Source organism: Natronorubrum halalkaliphilum (assembly GCF_009834785.1).
Taxonomy (GTDB): Archaea; Halobacteriota; Halobacteria; order Halobacteriales; family Natrialbaceae; genus Natronorubrum; species Natronorubrum halalkaliphilum.
In genome coordinates, this window is the sequence record NZ_WUYX01000008.1 from 73,661 (window position 1) to 91,813 (window position 18,153).

Below are 18,153 nucleotides of genomic sequence, written 5' to 3' on the forward strand. Positions count from 1 at the left end.
GTCTACTGCTTAAAAACCGGCTCGAAGCGAGAGGCCGCGGGACCGATCGCTCGAGGGGGCAAAGCAGCTGAACGGCGGAGCGCTGGAAATCGAACGCGGCAAAGTATCCGAGTGGCCGAGTGACCGAGTAGTCGAGTAGCCGTGTGCCTGTCCGGTCTACGGCGAGTCCGAGTCGCCGGTTACCGAACCGAATCGAGCAGCAGCTTCTGTTCGGTCCGTTTGACCTCGTGTTGGACGTCACGGACGGCGTCGATGTTCGCCGAAATCGAGCTCACGCCTTCGTCGACGAGGAACTGGACCATCTCCGGTTTCGAGCCGGCCTGGCCGCAGATACTCGTCTCGACGTCGTGTTCGCGACAGGTCTCGATGACGTTGCCGATCAGCGTCAAGATGGACGGATGAAGCTCGTCGAACCGGTCGGCGACGTGTTCGTTGTTCCGGTCGACCGCGAGCGTGTACTGGGTGAGGTCGTTGGTCCCGAAGGAGGCGAAGTCGATACCCGCCTCGGCCATCCCTTCGACCGACAGCGCGGACGCCGGGGTTTCGATCATCGCGCCCCACTTGCGTTTGTCGGGGTCGATCCCGGCCTCTTTCATGAGCGTCTTTGCCCGATAGATGTCCTCCGCGTCGTTGACCAGCGGGAACATGATCTCGACGTTGTCGTAGCCCATCTCGAAGAGCCGCCGGAACGCCTCGAGTTCGTGGGCGAAGACCTCCGGCCGATCCAGCGAGCGCCGGATGCCCCGGTAGCCAAGCATCGGGTTGTGCTCCGTCGGTTCGTCGTCCCCGCCCTCGAGTTGACGGAACTCGTCGGTCGGGGCGTCGAGGGTGCGCACGCGAACCGGACGCGGATAGAACTCGTCGGCGACGCCGCGGATCCCCTGTACGAGCTCCTGAATGTAGGCATCCTCGCCGTTTTCCTGGATGAACTTCGCCGGCGTCTGGTTCAACGAGAGGATCATGTGCTCCATGCGGAGCAGGCCGACGCCGTCGGCACCCGTCGCGGCCGCGCGTTCGGCGGCCTCGGGAATCGAGACGTTGACCTTCACCTCGGTCGCGGTCATCGGCTTGACCGGCGACTGCGGGCGAACTTCCTCGACGGGTTCGGTCTCCTCGTCGGGGTCGACTTCCGAGCCCTCGAGGACAGCGCCCTTGTCGCCGTCGAGCGTGACGACCTGGCCGTCCTCGAGGACCGTCGTGGCGTTGGTCGTGCCGACGATGGCCGGGACGCCGAGTTCTCGGGAAACGATCGCGGCGTGGCTGGTCATTCCGCCCTCGTCGGTGATGATCCCCGCCGCTCGCTTCATCGCGGGCACCATGTCGGGCATCGTCATCTCGGTGACGATGATGTCGCCCTCGCCGACCTTGTCCAGATCGTCGAGTTTCGTGACGATCTGTGCGGCCCCGCTGACGGTACCCGGACTCGAGCCGAGTCCGTCGACGATGACGTCACCGGAGGAGTCTCCCGTCGAGGCATCCCCGCTTTCGCCGCCCGCAGCCTGCACGCTGCCGCTGCCGTCGGTGAGGCCCTGCGTGGGGTCGACGCTGCCGCCGGCCGCCGCTGCGGTCTCGCCGGTCTCGTCGATTGTCGTGATCGGTCGGGACTGGAGCATGAAGACCTCGCCGTCGACGATTGCCCACTCGACATCCTGTGGTTCGTCGTAGTGATCCTCGACGCGTTCACCGAGGTCCATGAGGTCGCCGATCTCGTCGTCGGAGATGACCCGTTCGTTGCGCTTTGCTTCGGGCACCTCGCGCTCGACAGTCGTCCCCGTCTCCTCGTCTTTCTCGTGCATCACCTTCTTCTCGGCGACGGTGACGTCGACCGACCGGTCCTCGCGGTCGATGACGTAGTTGTCCGGCGAGACGGCGCCGGAGACGACGGCCTCGCCGAGCCCCCACGCGGCCTCGATGATCATCGTCGGATCGCCCGTCGACGGGTGGCTCGTGAACATCACGCCCGATTTCTGGGCGTCGACCATCTGCTGGACGACGACAGCGATGTTGACGGCGGAGTGGTCGAAGCCCTGCTCCTGACGGTAGTAGATCGCTCGCTGGGTAAACAGCGACGCCCAGCACTCGCGGACACGATCGAGCAGATTCTCCTCCGTGACGTTCAGAAACGTCTCCTGTTGTCCCGCAAACGATGCGTCCGGCAGGTCCTCGGCCGTCGCCGACGACCGAACAGCGACGAACGCCTCGCCGTCGCCGACCCGTCCGTAGGACTCGAGAATCTCCTCGCGCAGATCGTCGGGGAACGGCGTCTCGATAATGAGTTCCTGTGCGCGGTCGGCCGCGTTCGCGAGCGCGCTCGAGTCGTCGACGTCGACGTCAACGGCTTCGAACAGTTCCTCGTCGATTTCGGCTTCCTCGATAAACGATCGATATGTTCCGGCGGTTACCACGAACCCCGGTGGCACGGGCAGCCCAGCACCCGTAAGCTCGCCCAGGGAGGCGCCTTTGCCGCCGACCTTTTCGAGGTCGTCGGCACTGATCTCGTCCAGCCAGAGTACAGCCATTGCTACTGTCGTGGACACCCGAGCGAATAAAGAAGGTTGCGAACACTCGCGCCCATTCGCAACTCGGTATCGAATGAATGCTGCAGTAGGATGTGGTTTACAGCCGGTATCGGAGACGGACAGCGACTGTCACGCATACCGCTCAGGGGCCGCGGTTCACGGGTCGTAGTTCGCAGTTCGCGACCGAGACCGAAATTCAAATCCAGATCCAGATCTATGTCCAGATCGAACCGCGGCCGCTACACGTTCCGCGCGATCGTCAGATAGCCCGTGTGGCCGACCGGCGCGGTCGAGGGGCGCGAGCCGCGGTCGTCGAACTGCATCTCGCGCTGAATGGTCTCTCGCGTGCGGACGTTCGATAGGTCTGCCTCGTGGGCCGTCTCGACGACCTCGCGAGTCGACTCGATGAACGGGCTGTAGACCGCGAGAAACCCACCCTCGACCAGCAGTTCGGGCGCGTGTCCGACGATGGACGCCGCATCACCCGTATCGAGGGTCAAAACGTCGAACGACGACGCCTCGAGGGTCTCGAGTTCCTCCGTCAAATCACCGGTTCGGACGTCGACGGCGTCGGACACGCCGCCGAGTGCCATGTTCTCGCGGGCGACTTCGGCGAACTCCGGATCGCGTTCGTAGGTGACCACCGACGCGCCGGCGCGGGCCATCGAAGCCGCGAGCACGCCCGTTCCGGTGCCGGTATCGAGCACTCGGTCGCCCCGAGCGATGCCCGTCTCGCCGATCACCAGCCCGATATCGCGGGGCACCATCGGCGCGCCGGTCCGCTCGAACTGGTGGAACAGGTCCGGTCCGCGCAGCCTGCGGACCTGAAACGCGTCGCCCAGATGCGTCTCGATCGTGTCTCCCGGTTGAACGTCCTCCGGGACCTCGAGCACGCCGAGGTCCGTTCCCTGTTCGCCCCCCGGTGGGATGAGGTACTCGCGGTCGCCGCGGACGAGCAAGACGGGGACGCGCTCCTCGACCGCCTGCTCGGCGTCGCTCTCATCGCTGTCGTCCGCACGGGCAGCACCGCTCTCGTCGTCGGTATCAGAATCGCGACTCACGCGATGGTCACTCGAGGTCGCCGACTGCGGCGGCGAGGTCGCCGTCGTTGTCCTCGAGGGCCTCGCGGGCCTCGTCCTCGCTGACGCCGGCGCGGGTGGCGACGAGTTCGACGTCGTCGTCCGGAATCGCACTGCCGTCATCGTCGGCCCCCGCGCCGCCACCGGCGCCGCCGGCCGCACCGGACTCGACCTGTTCGGGCGAGCCGATGACCTGGTAGGTCTCCTGGCCGCGAGCGTCCATCTTCGTGACTTCGGCGTTGTCGAAGACGAGATCGTACTCGTCGGTGCGGATGATGACCTCTTCGGCCTCGATATCCTCGACGTCGATCCCCATCTGTTCCATCATCTGTTCCATCTTGCGCGGGTTCAGTCCGCCGCCTCCTCCAAACATACCCGACACGTCGCCTCCCGCAACCTTTTATGCTGCGGTCTGGCTCGCCCGCCCCGAGCGTCGGTTCCCGGTCACCCGAGCGCGGCGAGTCCGAACAACGGTACGGCGACGTAGACGCCGTGATACAGAAGCGTCGACGAACCGACGTGGACGAAATACCGCCGACGAGGGTACGCGCTCACCCCGGCGGGAATCGCGATCAGCCCGCGACTCCACGGGATCACGTTCGTCCCGAAGACCGCGAGGTCGCCGTACCGGTCGAACCAGCGGTCGACCCGACGGAATCGATCCGAAGACGGCTCGAGGTGGAGATATGGAACCGCCGCGACGAGTTCCTCGCCGTACCGCCTGCTACCGGTGTAGACGGCGAACTGGCCGATCACGTGTGCGACCGTCACCAGGACGACGAGCGAGACCGCGCCCGCGCGGGTCGGACCGGTGAGAACCACGTAGCCGGAGAGGCAGACGCTCGTCGGAAAGATTTTGCCGACGAGCGCGCCTTTCAGGACGAACACGACGAACAGCGCCGGCAGTCCGACGACGTCGAGCACGGCGAGGACGGATTCGATGGAGAGCGTAACGGACGGCATGGGTGGAGGATCGGCGTCAGCGGGGGAGTCCGCGACGTCGAACGTATGCGGTCGGTTGTCCCCGGGGACCATAAAGCAGCAGCGGCAATTTCTGACTCGGAAACTCGTTCGAGCGACGTCGTCAGCGTCGGCATTGACGGCGGCGTCGATGACCGTTGCTCGCCGTGAGTTCGCTCAGACGGTCCGCTGTAACTGCGTCCCGGAAAGCACCCCAAGACCGCTGGTGGTCGCTTTCGGCACCGATACAGCAGTTCGTCTCATACGGATTGCTGTAACTATTTACCGCCGATCACCAGGGACGGGATCGGTGATCGGCGGTAATTGACTACAGTAAACCGTATCAGTCGGACGCAGGCGCGCCTTCGCGAACGTTCACCGCCATCCCGGTCTCGAAGTCCTCGATCGTGTCGGCGCCGAGCTGTGCCGTGCCGACCGCGATCAGTTCGCCGCGCTCGTGGACCACCAGCACCTCGTCGCCCGGACGGATCTCCGCGCCTGCCTCGAGGACGAACTTCGTAAAGACGTTCTTTTCGTCGCGAACGAACGGTTCGCTCTCGTCGTCGACGACCACGCGATAAGCCGGATGGGCGAGCGCCTCGTGGAGACGGCGACCGCCCTCGAGCCCGAGCGTAAACCGGCCATCGGTTCCGAACGAGACGATGCGGCCCGCATCGGCGTGGACCTGCTGCGGTCGCCCCGAGGTGGTCCGCTTGATCGTCAGCGAGTCGGCGGACGGGAACAGTGCCGCGCCCGCGCCCGCACCGAACTGGTAGTCCGCGATCGTTCGGAGGTTCCGCAGTCCCGCCCGTCCGCTTCCGTCGGCTGAGTCGCTCATTGCCGAGGAGTTCACCGCGGCCGGTCGAAAGCCCTTCGACCTCGAGCGAGGACGAACTAGTCTGCAACCAGTGCGCATTGTTACCACACGTATCGGCGGCACGAATAATTGTCAGATATCGTGATAAAAACGAGATAGCGAACGTTATAATAGTCGATTCAGTAGTACCGCTATCGCATGGACGCGACGCAAATCGGCCTCGGGGTTGCCCTGCTCGTGCTCGGGAGCCTGACGCTGGCCGGTCCGGCCACGCTCGTCTCGGGACCAGTAGTGTACGTTCTGGCGGGTGTGATACTACTGATTACGGGGTATGCACTGCTGGTCGGCCTCTGGCACAATCAGTATCCGGAGCGGTCCTGACGGCGCGATTATTTCGTCACGCTCTCGACTGCGACAGCCCGACAGTCCGATAATCGGCCGAATATCCGTTTCTCTACTCGCAAGCGGCGTCTACTGGCTCGAGTGGCGTCGACGTCTCACCCGTCCATAACGAGACCGATCTCCGCGCGCCTAGAGCAGGAACGTCTCGTGGCGTTCGCCGAGGTCGATGAACGAATCGGCGGCATCGATGAGTTCCTCGGCCGTCGAGGATTCGAACGCCATCACCTCGACGCGGACGCCTTCGTGGCGCAGGTGCGAGCAGAGCCGGGAGAAGTCGCCGTCGCCCGTACAGAGCACGAGCGTGTCGATGTGGTTTGCAAGCGTCACCGCGTCGAGGCTCATGCCGACGTCCCAGTCCGCCTTCTTGGTTCCGTCGGAGAACGTCTTGATGTCCTTGATCTTCGGCTCGAAGCCAATGTCGATGAGCGCCTCGAAGAAACTCTCCTCTTCCGGCGAGTCCGCACGAATGACGTACGCGATCGCACGGGTGAGTTCGCGGTCCTGAACGGCTTTATCGAGGAGCGCGGAGTAATCGATATTGCGGCTGTGGATGCTCTGTGCAGTGTGATACAGGTTCTGGGCGTCGACGAGAACGGCGACGCGCTGACCGGGGTGAATTTCCGTCATAGGCTATGCTCTGTCGGGCTACCGTAAAAATCGCGGCGTTCTCGCAGCATACGGTAGAGCGGTTGGCACTTCTCGAGCCGAGTTACGTATCGACGCGGGTCACGGGCCGCCGCGGGACGGATCGCCGAACGTCAGTTCCGAAGCCCCGGGACGGGCGCGGTCGCTCCGAGAACGGGTACAGCAGCTCGGACGAGACGGGCGGGGAAGAGAATAGCGCGGTCAAAATACCGACTTCACCGCCGCTGATTACTGTCTTAGCTGCGGAGTTTCTCGATGCGCTTTTCCGTCGGCGGGTGGGTCGCGAACACCGTCTCGAGCAGCCCGCGCTCGGAGTTGAAGATACAGAGCGCGGCCTGTCCGTCGCCGATGGTCGACTCGCGGTTCTCGGCGCCCTTCGAGATCTTCTCGAGGGCTCGCGCGAGCGGGTCGCCGCTGCCGATGTACTGTCGCGCGTCGTCGTCGGCGACGTACTCGCGGTACCGGGAGATCGCCATCACGAGCACCGTCACGAGCATCTGGGCGAACATCGAGAGCACCATCCCGACGATGAAGCCACCGGGGTTGTCCTCGCCGCCAAACACGTAGACGAAGTAGACGGCGTAGCCGACCATCATCCCGATGGAGCTGCCGATCGTCATCATCAACACGTCGCGGTTCTTGATGTGGGCGAGTTCGTGGGCGACGACGCCCTCGAGTTCGTCGCGGTCGAGCAGGCGGATGAGTTCCTCGCTGACGACGACGACGCCGTTGCCCTTCCGGCCCGTCGCGAAGGCGTTTGGCACGCCCATCTGCTGGACCATCAGTTTGGGCTTGTCGATTCCCATATCGCGGCTGAGCGACTCGGTCATCCGGTGAATATCCGCGTACTGGCCGGTCTCGGGCATCTCCTCGGCCTGTCTGGTAGCGGCCCAGGTTCCGATCTTGTACTGGATGAACGGGAACGTGATCAGCAACAGCAAGACGATCGGCCACGCGCCCGACCCCAGAAACGCCAGTCCGACGGCCCCGACGAACAGGTACAGCGCCGCCAGCATCGAGCCGACGACGAACATCCGTAGTTTCAGTCCGAAGTCTGTCATAGACGAGGGTAAGTGATCATGATGTATAAACACCGCGGGATATATCGACACACACAGCAGGGGCGATCGTGTGATCCCACAACGTTGTCTCGGACGTTGACAGATTCGTCGCTCGGTACGTCTCGAAGATACGCAGCCCGCGCTCGCCACGTCTCGCAGATGCGTCCTCGTCAGGTAAGAACGAAATTCATAAGTTCGTCCCTGTCGGTTTCACTCGTATGTCCCGTTCCGCTCGCGTCGTCGTCTCTCGTCGCGTGAGCGGTTCGTCTGCGGCTCCTTTTGGTAAAAAACGCCCGTAACCAGTGCTCGAGGCGGGCGTAGCGCCCCCGTCTCGGGTGCGATTCGGGCGCAAACGGGTTCGACGCTCGAACCCGACGCGAGACGAACATCACCCACAATCAAGTAGCCACTCAGCAACCCACAGACCATGACATCCACCATCGACTTCACCGGCGTCTTCCCGGCAATGTGTACGCCGTTCGACGAGGACGAACGCATCGACTTCGAAACGCTCCAGACCGACGCCCAGCGACTCGAGGCCGCGGGCGTCGACGGGCTCGTTCCCGTCGGCTCGACCGGCGAATCCGCGACGCTGACCCACGACGAACACGTCCGCGTCGTCGAGGCGGTCATCGAGGCCGTCGACGACGTCCCCGTCATCGCGGGCACGGGCTCGAACAACACCCGCGAGGCGCTGGAGCTCTCCGAGCGCGCGGCGGAAGCCGGCGCGGACGCCCTGTTGCTCATCTCGCCGTACTACAACAAGCCCGAACAGCGCGGGCTGGTCGAGCACTTCCGAACGATCGCGGACGCGGTCGACCTGCCACAGATCGTCTACAACGTCCCCTCGCGGACGGGTCGAAACATCGAACCCGACACGGCCGTCGAACTCGCCTCCCACGAGAACATCGCGGGCTACAAGGCCGCCAGCGGCGACCTTGGCCAGATCGGCGAGATCGCCGAGCGCACGATGGACGAGGACTTTTCGGTCCTCTCGGGCGACGACGCGCTCACGCTCCCGACCATCTCTGTCGGCGGGACGGGGACGATCAGCGTCGCCGCGAACATCGAACCGGAACTCACCTGCGCGATGGTCGGCGCCGCCATCGACGGCGACTACGCACGCGCACGGAACATCCACCACGAACTCGGCCCGCTGTTCCGCGAACTCTTCGTCGAGACCAACCCGATCCCCGTCAAGGAAGCCATGGAGATCCGGGGCTACGGCCCGGCTCGACTCCGCTCGCCGCTGTCCCGTCTCGCCGACGAATACCGTGAGGACCTCGAGACCGTCCTCGCGGACCTCGAGGGCGAGTCCGCGGTCGACGGCGTCGACGCGAGCGACGCGGAACCGGCCGCGGAGGGTGATCGATGACGGTCCGGCTCGGCGTCACCGGCGCGACGGGCCGGATGGGACGGGAAGTGATCGCCGCCGCCGCGGACCGTGACGACTGCGAGGTCGTCTTCGCGGTCAACCGCGACCCGGCCGACGAGACGGTCGACGGCGTCGAGATCGAGTCCGCGGCCGAGTTCGACTCGCTGGTCGACGACCGCGAGCCGACGGTGGTCGTCGATTTCACCGGCCCCGAGTCGGCAGTCGACTACGCCGCCACCTGCGCCGACGCCGACGTCGCGTTCGTCACGGGCACGACCGGCTTCGACGACGACCAGCGCGAGGCGCTCGAGGCGGCCAGCGAGGCGGTCGCCGTCCTCCACGCGCCGAACTTCGCCCGCGGGGTGCAGGCCCTGCTGAACGTGGTCGGCGAGGCCGTCCGGAACCTGCCGGGCTACGACGTCGAACTGGTCGAGACCCACCACAACGCAAAGCGCGACGCCCCGAGTGGCACCGCGAACGGCCTGCTCGAGGAGATCGAGGCAAACGGCGAGTTTACCGAGCGAACGCACGGTCGTGTGGGCGAGGACCCGCGCGAAGCGGGTGAGATCGGCGTCCACGCGCTCCGCGCCGGAAACGTAACGGGCGAACACGAAGTAATCCTCGCGGACAACCACGAGGAGCTTCGACTGACTCACCGCGCCGAGGATCGAGGCGTTTTCGCCGCCGGCGCGGTCGACGCGGCGGCGTGGATCGCTGGACAAAAGTCGGGCTGGTACGAGTTTTCGGACGTGATTGCCGAATGAGTGCACTGAAGGACGAAATCGAGCAGCTGTGGGCAGCATACGACGCCGACGAGATCGACGCCGAGACCGCCGGCGAGGACGAGTACGACGCTCTGGAAGCCTTCCTCGAGGCCCTCGAGGACGGCGAGGTACGGGCGGCCGAAAAGCGAAACGGCGAGTGGGAGGCCAACCAATGGGTCAAGCAGGGCATCCTGCTGAACTTCGGCCTTCGATCGATCCAACAGTACGACCACGGGGGGACCGCGTACAACGACGTCCTGCCGTTGGCCGACTCGAGCGAGTACGGCGACCGCGGCAGTCGCAATACGCCCGACGGCACGGTCGTTCGCAAGGGCGCACACATCGGCTCGGACTGTATCCTGATGAGTCCGGCCTTCGTCAACATCGGGGCCTCCGTTGGCGACGGAACCCTCGTCGACTCCTGTGACACCGTCGGCTCCTGCGCCCAGATCGGCGATAACGTCAAACTCGGCGCGAACACGCTTATCGGGGGCGTCCTGGAACCCGTCGAGAGCGCGCCGGTCATCGTCGAGGACAACGTCTCGCTCGGTGCGGGCTGTCGCGTGACCTCCGGCTTCGTCGTCGGCGAGAACAGCGTCGTCGGCGAGAATACGCTCCTCACCCCGCGCATCCCGGTCTACGATCTCGTCGAGGAGGAGGTCGTCTACGGGGAACTGCCGGCAAACCGGCGCGCGTTCACGCGATTCGTCGAGTCCTCGATCAGCGATCACGACCTCTTCGAGGGCGGCGCGTACAAGCCAGCCGTCGTGGCGACCGATCTCGAGACGGAGACGCTCGAGGCGACCGAACGCGAGGACGCGCTGCGAGAATAGGCGGCCAGGTCGGGACTCGACGTAGGTTGTGCAAAACAGAGTCGGTGCAATCGACCGGCTACGTTCGCCGAGCACCATCCCTCAGAGTAGGAACCGCGACATCGAGAGCAGTGACTCGGACGTGGTCCGTGACCCGTTCCAGGAACGATCATCCGTTTCGCTCGGATTCGAGGGTTCGCTCGGCGGCCTCCTCGTCAGTATCCTCGAAAACCGTCTTCGCGTCAGCTACCGATTCAGTCTCGAGCAGACGCGTGACGCGTCGTTCGAACTCTGCCTCGTCGATCTCGCCGCTGGCGTAGCGCTGGCGCAGTGTCTCGAGCGCCCGTTGCTGTTCGTTATCGCTGTGTGACGGTGAATCGGGAGACTGACTCGAAGACTGTGAATCGTACCACTGCGCGAGTTGGACGGCTGCCGGCAGGACGAACCCGAATCCGATCACGAACACGATCCAGAAGTTCGACCAGCCGAGGAACAACAGTCCGAGCGCTACTCCGACGGTCAACATACTGACGGCGCTGCTGACGACTGAGGTGAGCGGCTGCGTCACTATCCGATATCGTACCGATAGGCAGAAAAGAGTATCTCCACTGAACGTGGACTCATACGGATTGCTGTAACTATGTACTGCCAATCGCCGACCCCGCTCTGGTGATCGGCGGTAATTGACTACAGTAAACCGTATCACACGAGAACCAGGACACACTCGATAGAATCCCCCTCGACGAACGGTACGCCGAGAAGGATACCTCTACAGGCGGAGCGGGGCGAGTGCCTCGGGTCGTACGGAAATCGAAGATTTCCGCGGCTGAGCGAAGGTTCGCTCGAGATCAATAGCACAGCACGGGTCGAACAACCGGTTCAAATTCGATCGTTACTGCAGAGAACAGAACCCAAACGCTTGAATTCTCGCGATCACTTCACTCGAACAATGACTGAACTCGTGGCGTCACCGGCCGTCCGTCGCCTCGGCGACTGGGACGCCGCCGACCTCCGGACGCTGATCGCGGACTACGGCTCGCCGCTGTACGTCCTCGATCTCGAGCGCGTGCGCGAGAACGCTCGTCGAATCGAAACCGCGTTTCCCGACACCGACATTTTCTACGCCGTCAAAGCCAACGCGCTCGGGGAACTCCTCGAGACGATTCACGGCGAGGGAATCGGACTCGAGTGCGCCTCCGCCGGCGAAGTCAAACGCGCGCTCGCGGCCGTCGAGTCGGAAACCGGGGACGATGCAACGGGCGCGGACGTCCACTACACCGCCGTCAACCCGCCCGCACGGGATTTGGACTGGGTCGTCGACGCCTGGGCGGAGTACCCCGACCTGACGATCACCGTCGGAGCGGAGGACACGATCGACCGCCTCGCGGACCGGGGCTACGACGGGCGGCTCTGTCTCCGCGTGAATCCGGGCATCGGCGCGGGTCACCACGAAAAGGTCGAAACGGGAGCCAACGCCAAGTTCGGCGTCCCCGCAGAGCGCGCGGTCGAGGTGCTCGCGGACGCGGCCGACCGCGGCTTCGACGTCGTTGGCGTCCACGCCCACGTCGGCTCGGGCGTCTCGAGCGACCAACTGGACGATCATCGGGAGTTCGTCTCGCGGATGGGCGATCTGGCCCGATCCGTCGCCGCCGAGGTCGGCGGCCTCGAGTTCGTCGACGTCGGCGGCGGCTTCGGCGTCCCCTACCGCGAGGACGAACAGCCGCTGGACCTCCAGGCGGTCGCCGACGCGACTCGCGAGGCGATCGGCGAGATCGACGCGCGACTGACGATCGAACCCGGACGCTACTTCGTCGCGGACGCGGGCGTCCTCCTGTCGGAGGTCAACACCGTCAAGGAGGCCCGCGACACGGTCGCCGTCGGCGTCGACGCCGGGATGACGACCCTGTTGCGGCCCGCGATGTACGACGCGTATCATCCGATCCGGAATCTGACGGCCGAGTCGAGCGGCGGTGACGACGGTGGCGAAACCGAGAGCGGTCGCAATGGGAGGGACGATCACGGCGACGGTCGCGACGGCCACACCGATCACATCCACCGCGAGACGCTGTCGCAGACAATCGCCGGTCCGATCTGCGAGAGCGGGGACGTTTTCTGTACCGACCGCCAACTGCCGGCCAGTCAGCGCGGGGACGTCCTCGCCATCGGCAACGCCGGGGCCTACGGCTACGAGATGGCCAACCAGTACAACTCCCGGCCCCGACCCGCGTCGGTCGTCGTCGACGGCGAAGCAGTCCGGCTCGCCCGGCGACGCGAGACGTTCGACGACGTGATCCGACTCGAGTGTGAGACACGCGGTGTCTCGGATGGCTCGAGCGAAACACCGCAAGAGCGGACGAACGCGTCCCGTCCGGCGAACGCCGAGACGGACGCGACCGCGAACGCGAAGATTGATGCGGACGCGAACCGAGACGTAGATACCGACCCCGAGACACGATAGCACGATGAGCGTTCCATTTCAGAAATACCACGGCACCGGCAACGACTTTCTAATCATCCACGCGGACGAATACGTCCCCGATCGGAGCGCACTCGCCGAGCGCGAGTGCGACCGAGCGGAGGGCGTCGGTGCCGACGGCATCCTCTTTCTCGCCCTCGAAGAGCAGTTCAGTCCGCCACGCGTCGTCATGACGCTGGTCCAGCCCGACGGCTCGACGGCACCCATGTGCGGCAACGGCGCCCGCTGTGCCGCCGAGTGGGCCATGGATCGGACGGGTACCGAGAGCGTCATGATCGACACGCAGTCGGGTACGCTGCGCGCGGATCGCACGGACGGCGATATCACGATCGAGATGGGATCCCCGACGTTCGATCCCGACAAGATCCCCGTCGACGCCGACGAGCAGGTGTTCGAAACGGCGATCGAAGGCCTCGAGGTGACGGTGGTCAACACCGGCGTTCCACACGCCGTCGCGTTCGTCGACGACGTCGAGGACGTCGATCTCGAGGAGATCGCGCCGCCCGTTCGGTACGCCGACGACTTCCCGAGGGGGACGAACGTCTGCGTGGCCAGCCCCGACGGCAGCGGCGGGTTCGATCAGCGAACCTACGAACGCGGCGTCGAGGGAGAGACGGACTCCTGTGGCACCGGCGCGGTCGCCATCGCCGTCATCGCGCGTCGCCTCGGACACACCGACGCCGACCCGGTCGCCGTCAAGCCGCCGGGCGGCGATCTACAGGTGAGCTTCAACGAGCGCGGACACGCGACGCTCACCGGCCCCGTCGAACACGAGTTCGACGGCGAAGTGACCGTCGAATCGCCGGCCGAACTGTGACCGAAGACGACACGGCCGCGGTGGAACCCGCCCACGGTAGTGCCTTCGACCCCATCGCTTTTCTCGAGACCGCCGTCCGACGCGCCTCCCACGAGGACGTCGGCCCGATGCGGGAGTTCCTGTGCGAGACGCTCGAGGCGAACGGGGTTACCCCGCGAATCGACGACGCGGGGAACGTACTGACGACTCGCGGGCCGGCGGACGCCGAGACCCACGTCCTGCTGAACACCCACATCGACACCGTCTCGCCCCACGTGCCGTTCGAGCGCGACGAGAGCGGAGCCGAGGCCGACGGTGACGACGTGATTCGTGGCCGCGGCTCCTGTGACGCGAAAGGGCCCCTCGCCGCGTTACTGGCGGCGTTCTTCGCCGTCGACCCCACGGACGGCCGCGTGACGCTCGCGATCACCCCCGACGAGGAGGTGCTTTCGACGGGGGCGTACGATCTGGCATCGGGTCCGGACTCGCCGACTCGAGACGCGGACGCGGTGATCGTCGGCGAGCCGACGAATCTCGACGTCTGTACGGCCGCGAAGGGACGATTCCAGGGGACGATTCATCTGACGGGTGCAAACGCCCACGCCGCCCAACCGGAGACGGGGGTCAATTCGGTCGCCGCCCTCGAGCACGTGCTGGCCGCGATCAGGACGTTCGGCGACCGCGACGACGCGCCCCCGAGACACCCACAACTCGGCGCGGCGACGCTCACTCCGACCGTCGTCGAGGGCGGCGAGGCGACCAACCAGGTGCCGGCCGACTGCGCGCTGACGATCGACCGCCGAAGCGTGCCGCCGGAGACCGCAGACGAGTTTCACGCGGCCCTGACAGATCACCTGCGTGCGGCCGTACCCGACGACGTCGGGCTCGAGGTCCGATTTACCGACCGACCGACGCCGTTTCTCGAGGCCTGGGACACCGATCCCGACGCGCGGATCGTCGAAACGCTCGCGGCTGCGTCCGGCGGCGACGTTCGGCCCTTTACCGCGGCGACCGAGGCGTCGTACTTCGCGGCGGACGCGCCGACGGTCGTCTTCGGGCCCGGCGTGCTCGCGGACGACGGAGGGGCCGTCGCACACGCGCCGCGTGAGTACGTCCGGGTCGATGCGGTTCGCGAGGCGGCGCGGGCGCTCGAGGTGACGGTTCGGTCGTTCGTCGAGTGAAATCGTCGTCCCACGCTCTCGGTCTTCCTCTCACCTCCACACCCACATTCTCACTGGCGCTACCACTGCGTCGAGATATAGAGCAGTGCGATCATTCCGAGGATCGCCACGACGAAGAGCGCGATCGTCGCGATTTCCGGGAAGAGAAGGTCGATCATTAGGTCGCTGTTGGGAGTAGCCGACCAAAGCCGTGTTGATTTCGTCGGTTTCGAACATCGAGACGCCGGGTCGGCGATTTGTGCCAGTAAGCACACCAGCCGAGTGATCGCACGTTTTTAGTCGGCCCTGGGCATCGTACACGACACGCACGTGTTTCCCGCTGTCGTCGAACTCGATACGGCGTTCGCCGCCACGCCCGCCACTGCGACCTCGAGGCTCGCCACCGAACCGATAGTCGCCATCCTCGACGTCCCTCGAGCGTTCGGATTGACGATCGGCTGGATGGTCCTCACGCTCGTGGTCGGCGGACTACTGATCGCTGGACTCACCGCGTCCGCGCGAACGGTTCGGGACGACATCGTCGATCGGCCGGACCTGGCGTTCGCGACCGGATTCGTCGTCTTTTTCGGTTTGCTCGTCGTCGCCGTGGCCCCGCTGTTCGTTACGATGTATCTCATCGAGGATCCGGCCGTTCTCTCCCTCGGCGCATTGATCGCTCTCCCCGGCTTGTTCCTCTGGGGTGTGCTGTTGATCGTCGGCGGCTCGTTCGGCACGGTCGCCGTCGGCGACCGAATCGCGAGACGACTCGGGGACGACGCGCCGTCGCTTCGACGGGCGCTCGTGACCGGAACGGCGCTGCTCGGCGCGAGTCACCTCGTTCCGGTCCTCGGGACGGTCGTTGCGATGAGTGTCGCGACGGTCGGAACCGGCGGGGCGGTGAGACGGTGGACCGACTTCGGCACCGACGACGGCCGGTTCATCACCGATAAGCGCGAGGCCGACCGGCGGACGGCGACGTCGGACGGTGTGGCATCCGCCCGGGAGCGGAACGATCCGAACGAGTCCGGCGTCTGGCACTCGAACGAAGGCGCTACGACCGAGGTCGGAGAGGGAACGGAATCAGCGTCCGCGACGGCGGCGGCTGACTTTCTCGAGGTGGAAGACTCGAGTCCGCGTCCGAGCACGAGTAGCGACAACCAAGACGGGGCCGAGACCGACTCGGCTTGGAACGAGGCGGAATCCGATGATTCCGTGGACGACTGGGAGTGGGGCCCGGATCTCGAGCCCGAGACCGAGGCCGAAGCCGAGACCGAACGCGACGAGACGGAACGATCTCCAGACTAACCGGAGTCAGACGTACGCCAGAAAGTTCTGGAGATAGACGACCGCGTTGAACGCCCCGTGGACCAGTGCGGGGACGAGCAGGTTGTCCGAGAGTTCGTAGAGGATTCCGAGATACAGCCCCAGCGCCGTGACCGTACCGAGACTGACGAATACGGCCCCCAGTTCATCGCCCATGTACACCGGGAAGTGGACGACGGCGAACACGAGCGCGGCCAGCGGCACGGCGAGGGCCGTCGGAAACGTCTCGCCGAGCCGCGACTGGACGACACCGCGGTAGAGCAGTTCTTCGCCGGGGCCAGTGAGCAAGAGGGCGATCGGGATTCCGAGTAACAACAGAAGCGGGTACTCGCGTCCCTGCTCGATTCCCGAGTGGGTCGTGCCGTCGCCGCCGGTTCCGAACGGATCGAGCAGTTCGATGGCCACCTGATAGCCGAACGCGACGACGAACGCACCGACCAGGCCGGCGACGATCCACACCAGATCCCACCTCGTGGGCTTGCGCAGTCGGAGGAACTCGACGATGAACGACCGGTCGAATCCGTTTCGACGGACGATCAGGTACGTCAGCGCGAGGCCGCCGGCACCGACGACGTTGAACGCGACCGCCGAGCCGAGCTGGGTCACCGTTCCGCCGCCGTAACCCAGCGCGAGCAGGTGGAGTTCGACCCCGAGCGTCGCGGCGAACCCGGTCAGCCAGCCGACGATTGCAAGGACGAGACAGAGTCCGATCGTACGGGCGCCCGTCGGAATCGTCGCCGAAATCCGTCGTCTCGAGGACACACCTGCCCGTAGTAGCCTGCGATAAAAATAGCTACTGACACGTCGAACGCTGCCGGCGTGGGAGACGTCGCTTCCGGAACGTCCAGCAGTCAGCAGTCAGCAGTCAGCGAGTCAGCGAGTCCGGGAACCCGTCACTCCCGCTCGAGGACGATCACGCCGGCCAGGATCAACGCGCCGCCGATGACGGTCGTCGCAGTGACCGGTTCGGAAAACAGCGCGGCTCCGAGGACGACCGTGACGGGCGGTTCCGCGGTGCTGACGATGCTCGCTCGGCTGGCGCCGATATATTTCAGTCCCGCGAAGAACGTCACGACCGGGACGGCGGTCGCAAAGACGGCGATACAGAGCAGGATCGTCCACGCCGACGGCGTCGTCGGCACCGCGAGTTGCCCCGTCGCAGTGCCGATGACGACGCAGGAAACGCCGGCGGCGGGCAGGACGTATGCGGTCAGCACCATCGGGTCGACCGTCTCGAGCACCGCCCTCGAGCCGGTGATGTAGCAGGCGTAGGCGAGCGCGGCGCCGAGGACGATCACTACGCCGGCGAGCGACGCACCTGCCGGGTTCGCCCCGGTGACGAGGACGATTCCCGCGAAGGCCAGACAGAGCGCCCCCACCATGGGTCGGCTCAGCCGCTCGCCGATCGTGGCGACCGCGAGCACGACGACGAAGGCGGGGTACGTGTAGAGGACGATCGCGACCAGTCCGGCGGTCATGAACTCCAGTCCGAGGAAGTAGAGGCCGCTCTGGGCTGTGTAGCCGATCCCGCCGAGCGCGACGGCGATCAGGAGCGGCCGTCCGCTGAGGATCGTCAGTTCGCCGCGCCAGGCGAGAAACACCCAGATGAGCGCGCCGGCGAGCAGGAACCGGAAGACGAGCACCGTCGGGATCGAGAGCGCCGCTCGCTGGGCGTAGATGCCAAAGATGCCGAGCGTTCCGAAGCCGATCGCCGACACGAGAATCAGGGCGATACCGACGTGTTCGTCCGCGATCGACCGACGGATGGGAGTCCCGCTCATTGGGGGTTCGTACGCTCGCAGTACCGCGCATCCGCTTACAAACGCACCGATTGTCGGCGGCGATTACAGAAATTCGAGGAGAAAGCCCACGACTTCAGTCCTGTCTCTTACCCATAAGTCTCAGGAGCGCAGTTCGTATCCCTCTACCCAGGTCTGAAGTTTCTTGAGGCCTTTCCACATCGT

Annotated in this window: 18 protein-coding genes; 8 read left to right on the forward strand and 10 right to left on the reverse strand. The window is 65.3% G+C overall.

Features of this window, described 5'->3' with window-relative positions:
- Nucleotides 1-179: 179 nt before the first annotated feature.
- The 5 genes from ppsA to GS429_RS01975 all read right to left on the reverse strand — a co-directional run bounded on the left by ppsA (nucleotide 180) and on the right by GS429_RS01975 (nucleotide 5,396).
- Nucleotides 180-2,519, reverse strand: coding sequence for a phosphoenolpyruvate synthase (gene ppsA, locus GS429_RS01955; RefSeq protein ID WP_160062206.1), 2,340 nt, complete (start codon nucleotides 2,517-2,519; stop codon nucleotides 180-182).
- Nucleotides 2,520-2,758: 239 nt separating this feature from the next.
- A complete protein-coding gene (locus GS429_RS01960) occupies nucleotides 2,759-3,580 on the reverse strand; it encodes a methyltransferase domain-containing protein (protein WP_425438172.1) in 822 nt (273 codons plus the stop codon).
- A gap of 7 nt (nucleotides 3,581-3,587) precedes the next feature.
- A complete protein-coding gene (locus GS429_RS01965) occupies nucleotides 3,588-3,971 on the reverse strand; it encodes a nascent polypeptide-associated complex protein (protein ID WP_160062208.1) in 384 nt (127 codons plus the stop codon).
- 71 nt (nucleotides 3,972-4,042) lie between these two features.
- Nucleotides 4,043-4,633: a DedA family protein gene (locus GS429_RS01970; protein ID WP_235920705.1), complete on the reverse strand. Its 591-nt coding sequence runs from the start codon at nucleotides 4,631-4,633 to the stop codon at nucleotides 4,043-4,045.
- A 268-nt stretch (nucleotides 4,634-4,901) separates the two neighbouring features.
- Complete coding sequence (locus tag GS429_RS01975) at nucleotides 4,902-5,396, reverse strand: PUA domain-containing protein (RefSeq protein WP_160062210.1); 495 nt, start codon at nucleotides 5,394-5,396, stop codon at nucleotides 4,902-4,904.
- A 177-nt stretch (nucleotides 5,397-5,573) separates the two neighbouring features.
- Here GS429_RS01975 and GS429_RS01980 point away from each other — a divergent pair, with 177 nt between their 5' ends.
- Nucleotides 5,574-5,756, forward strand: coding sequence for a hypothetical protein (locus GS429_RS01980; RefSeq protein WP_160062212.1), 183 nt, complete (start codon nucleotides 5,574-5,576; stop codon nucleotides 5,754-5,756).
- Between the two features lie 150 nt (nucleotides 5,757-5,906).
- Here the strand turns inward: GS429_RS01980 and GS429_RS01985 are convergent, their stop codons facing one another.
- Together GS429_RS01985 and GS429_RS01990 are read right to left on the reverse strand one after the other, a co-directional pair.
- Nucleotides 5,907-6,404 carry a LabA-like NYN domain-containing protein gene (locus GS429_RS01985; protein ID WP_160062214.1) on the reverse strand — a complete coding sequence of 166 codons (498 nt, stop codon included), beginning with the start codon at nucleotides 6,402-6,404 and terminating at the stop codon, nucleotides 5,907-5,909.
- 254 nt (nucleotides 6,405-6,658) lie between these two features.
- Nucleotides 6,659-7,483 carry a M48 family metallopeptidase gene (locus tag GS429_RS01990; protein WP_160062216.1) on the reverse strand — a complete coding sequence of 275 codons (825 nt, stop codon included), beginning with the start codon at nucleotides 7,481-7,483 and terminating at the stop codon, nucleotides 6,659-6,661.
- Between the two features lie 427 nt (nucleotides 7,484-7,910).
- On the opposite strand from GS429_RS01990, the gene dapA reads away from it, so the two are divergent.
- Genes dapA through GS429_RS02005 form a run of 3 tightly spaced genes read left to right on the forward strand, consistent with a single transcriptional unit; the run spans nucleotide 7,911 to nucleotide 10,455 of the window.
- A complete protein-coding gene (gene dapA, locus GS429_RS01995) occupies nucleotides 7,911-8,858 on the forward strand; it encodes a 4-hydroxy-tetrahydrodipicolinate synthase (protein WP_160062218.1) in 948 nt (315 codons plus the stop codon).
- On the forward strand, nucleotides 8,855-9,622 hold the full coding sequence (dapB, locus tag GS429_RS02000) for a 4-hydroxy-tetrahydrodipicolinate reductase (RefSeq protein ID WP_160062220.1): 768 nt from the start codon (nucleotides 8,855-8,857) through the stop codon (nucleotides 9,620-9,622). The genes dapA and dapB overlap by 4 nt, the downstream gene beginning before the upstream one ends.
- Nucleotides 9,619-10,455: a 2,3,4,5-tetrahydropyridine-2,6-dicarboxylate N-succinyltransferase gene (locus GS429_RS02005; RefSeq protein WP_160062222.1), complete on the forward strand. Its 837-nt coding sequence runs from the start codon at nucleotides 9,619-9,621 to the stop codon at nucleotides 10,453-10,455. The genes dapB and GS429_RS02005 overlap by 4 nt, the downstream gene beginning before the upstream one ends.
- A gap of 148 nt (nucleotides 10,456-10,603) precedes the next feature.
- On the opposite strand, the gene GS429_RS02010 is transcribed toward GS429_RS02005, so the two are convergent.
- Nucleotides 10,604-11,002: an SHOCT domain-containing protein gene (locus GS429_RS02010; RefSeq protein ID WP_328821190.1), complete on the reverse strand. Its 399-nt coding sequence runs from the start codon at nucleotides 11,000-11,002 to the stop codon at nucleotides 10,604-10,606.
- A gap of 381 nt (nucleotides 11,003-11,383) precedes the next feature.
- Between GS429_RS02010 and GS429_RS02015 the strand changes: the two genes are divergently transcribed.
- The 4 genes from GS429_RS02015 (at nucleotide 11,384) to GS429_RS02030 (ending at nucleotide 16,171) form a co-directional block, all read left to right on the forward strand.
- On the forward strand, nucleotides 11,384-12,892 hold the full coding sequence (locus tag GS429_RS02015) for a diaminopimelate decarboxylase family protein (protein WP_160062224.1): 1,509 nt from the start codon (nucleotides 11,384-11,386) through the stop codon (nucleotides 12,890-12,892).
- 4 nt (nucleotides 12,893-12,896) lie between these two features.
- The gene (gene dapF, locus GS429_RS02020; protein ID WP_160062226.1) at nucleotides 12,897-13,727 is read left to right on the forward strand and encodes a diaminopimelate epimerase; all 831 of its coding nucleotides are present in this window, start codon (nucleotides 12,897-12,899) and stop codon (nucleotides 13,725-13,727) included.
- On the forward strand, nucleotides 13,724-14,887 hold the full coding sequence (locus tag GS429_RS02025; RefSeq protein ID WP_328821191.1) for a M20 family metallopeptidase: 1,164 nt from the start codon (nucleotides 13,724-13,726) through the stop codon (nucleotides 14,885-14,887). The genes dapF and GS429_RS02025 overlap by 4 nt, the downstream gene beginning before the upstream one ends.
- A gap of 309 nt (nucleotides 14,888-15,196) precedes the next feature.
- Entirely contained in the window at nucleotides 15,197-16,171 is a 975-nt protein-coding gene (locus GS429_RS02030) for a DUF8173 domain-containing protein (protein ID WP_160062228.1), read from the forward strand.
- A gap of 6 nt (nucleotides 16,172-16,177) precedes the next feature.
- Here GS429_RS02030 and GS429_RS02035 read toward each other — a convergent pair whose 3' ends face one another.
- Together GS429_RS02035 and GS429_RS02040 are read right to left on the reverse strand one after the other, a co-directional pair.
- Complete coding sequence (locus tag GS429_RS02035) at nucleotides 16,178-16,951, reverse strand: CPBP family intramembrane glutamic endopeptidase (RefSeq protein WP_328821192.1); 774 nt, start codon at nucleotides 16,949-16,951, stop codon at nucleotides 16,178-16,180.
- Between the two features lie 131 nt (nucleotides 16,952-17,082).
- Nucleotides 17,083-17,970: a DMT family transporter gene (locus GS429_RS02040; RefSeq protein ID WP_160062230.1), complete on the reverse strand. Its 888-nt coding sequence runs from the start codon at nucleotides 17,968-17,970 to the stop codon at nucleotides 17,083-17,085.
- Between the last annotated feature and the right edge of the window lie 183 nt (nucleotides 17,971-18,153).

Coding starts and splice junctions, on each gene's coding strand:
- ppsA (WP_160062206.1), bottom strand. CDS start 2,519: ATGGCTGTACTCTGGCTGGACGAGATCAGTGCCGACGACCTCGAAAAG.
- GS429_RS01965 (WP_160062208.1), bottom strand. CDS start 3,971: ATGTTTGGAGGAGGCGGCGGACTGAACCCGCGCAAGATGGAACAGATG.
- GS429_RS01970 (WP_235920705.1), bottom strand. CDS start 4,633: ATGGTCCCCGGGGACAACCGACCGCATACGTTCGACGTCGCGGACTCC.
- GS429_RS01975 (WP_160062210.1), bottom strand. CDS start 5,396: ATGAGCGACTCAGCCGACGGAAGCGGACGGGCGGGACTGCGGAACCTC.
- GS429_RS01980 (WP_160062212.1), top strand. CDS start 5,574: ATGGACGCGACGCAAATCGGCCTCGGGGTTGCCCTGCTCGTGCTCGGG.
- GS429_RS01985 (WP_160062214.1), bottom strand. CDS start 6,404: ATGACGGAAATTCACCCCGGTCAGCGCGTCGCCGTTCTCGTCGACGCC.
- GS429_RS01990 (WP_160062216.1), bottom strand. CDS start 7,483: ATGACAGACTTCGGACTGAAACTACGGATGTTCGTCGTCGGCTCGATG.
- dapA (WP_160062218.1), top strand. CDS start 7,911: ATGACATCCACCATCGACTTCACCGGCGTCTTCCCGGCAATGTGTACG.
- dapB (WP_160062220.1), top strand. CDS start 8,855: ATGACGGTCCGGCTCGGCGTCACCGGCGCGACGGGCCGGATGGGACGG.
- GS429_RS02005 (WP_160062222.1), top strand. CDS start 9,619: ATGAGTGCACTGAAGGACGAAATCGAGCAGCTGTGGGCAGCATACGAC.
- GS429_RS02015 (WP_160062224.1), top strand. CDS start 11,384: ATGACTGAACTCGTGGCGTCACCGGCCGTCCGTCGCCTCGGCGACTGG.
- dapF (WP_160062226.1), top strand. CDS start 12,897: ATGAGCGTTCCATTTCAGAAATACCACGGCACCGGCAACGACTTTCTA.
- GS429_RS02040 (WP_160062230.1), bottom strand. CDS start 17,970: ATGAGCGGGACTCCCATCCGTCGGTCGATCGCGGACGAACACGTCGGT.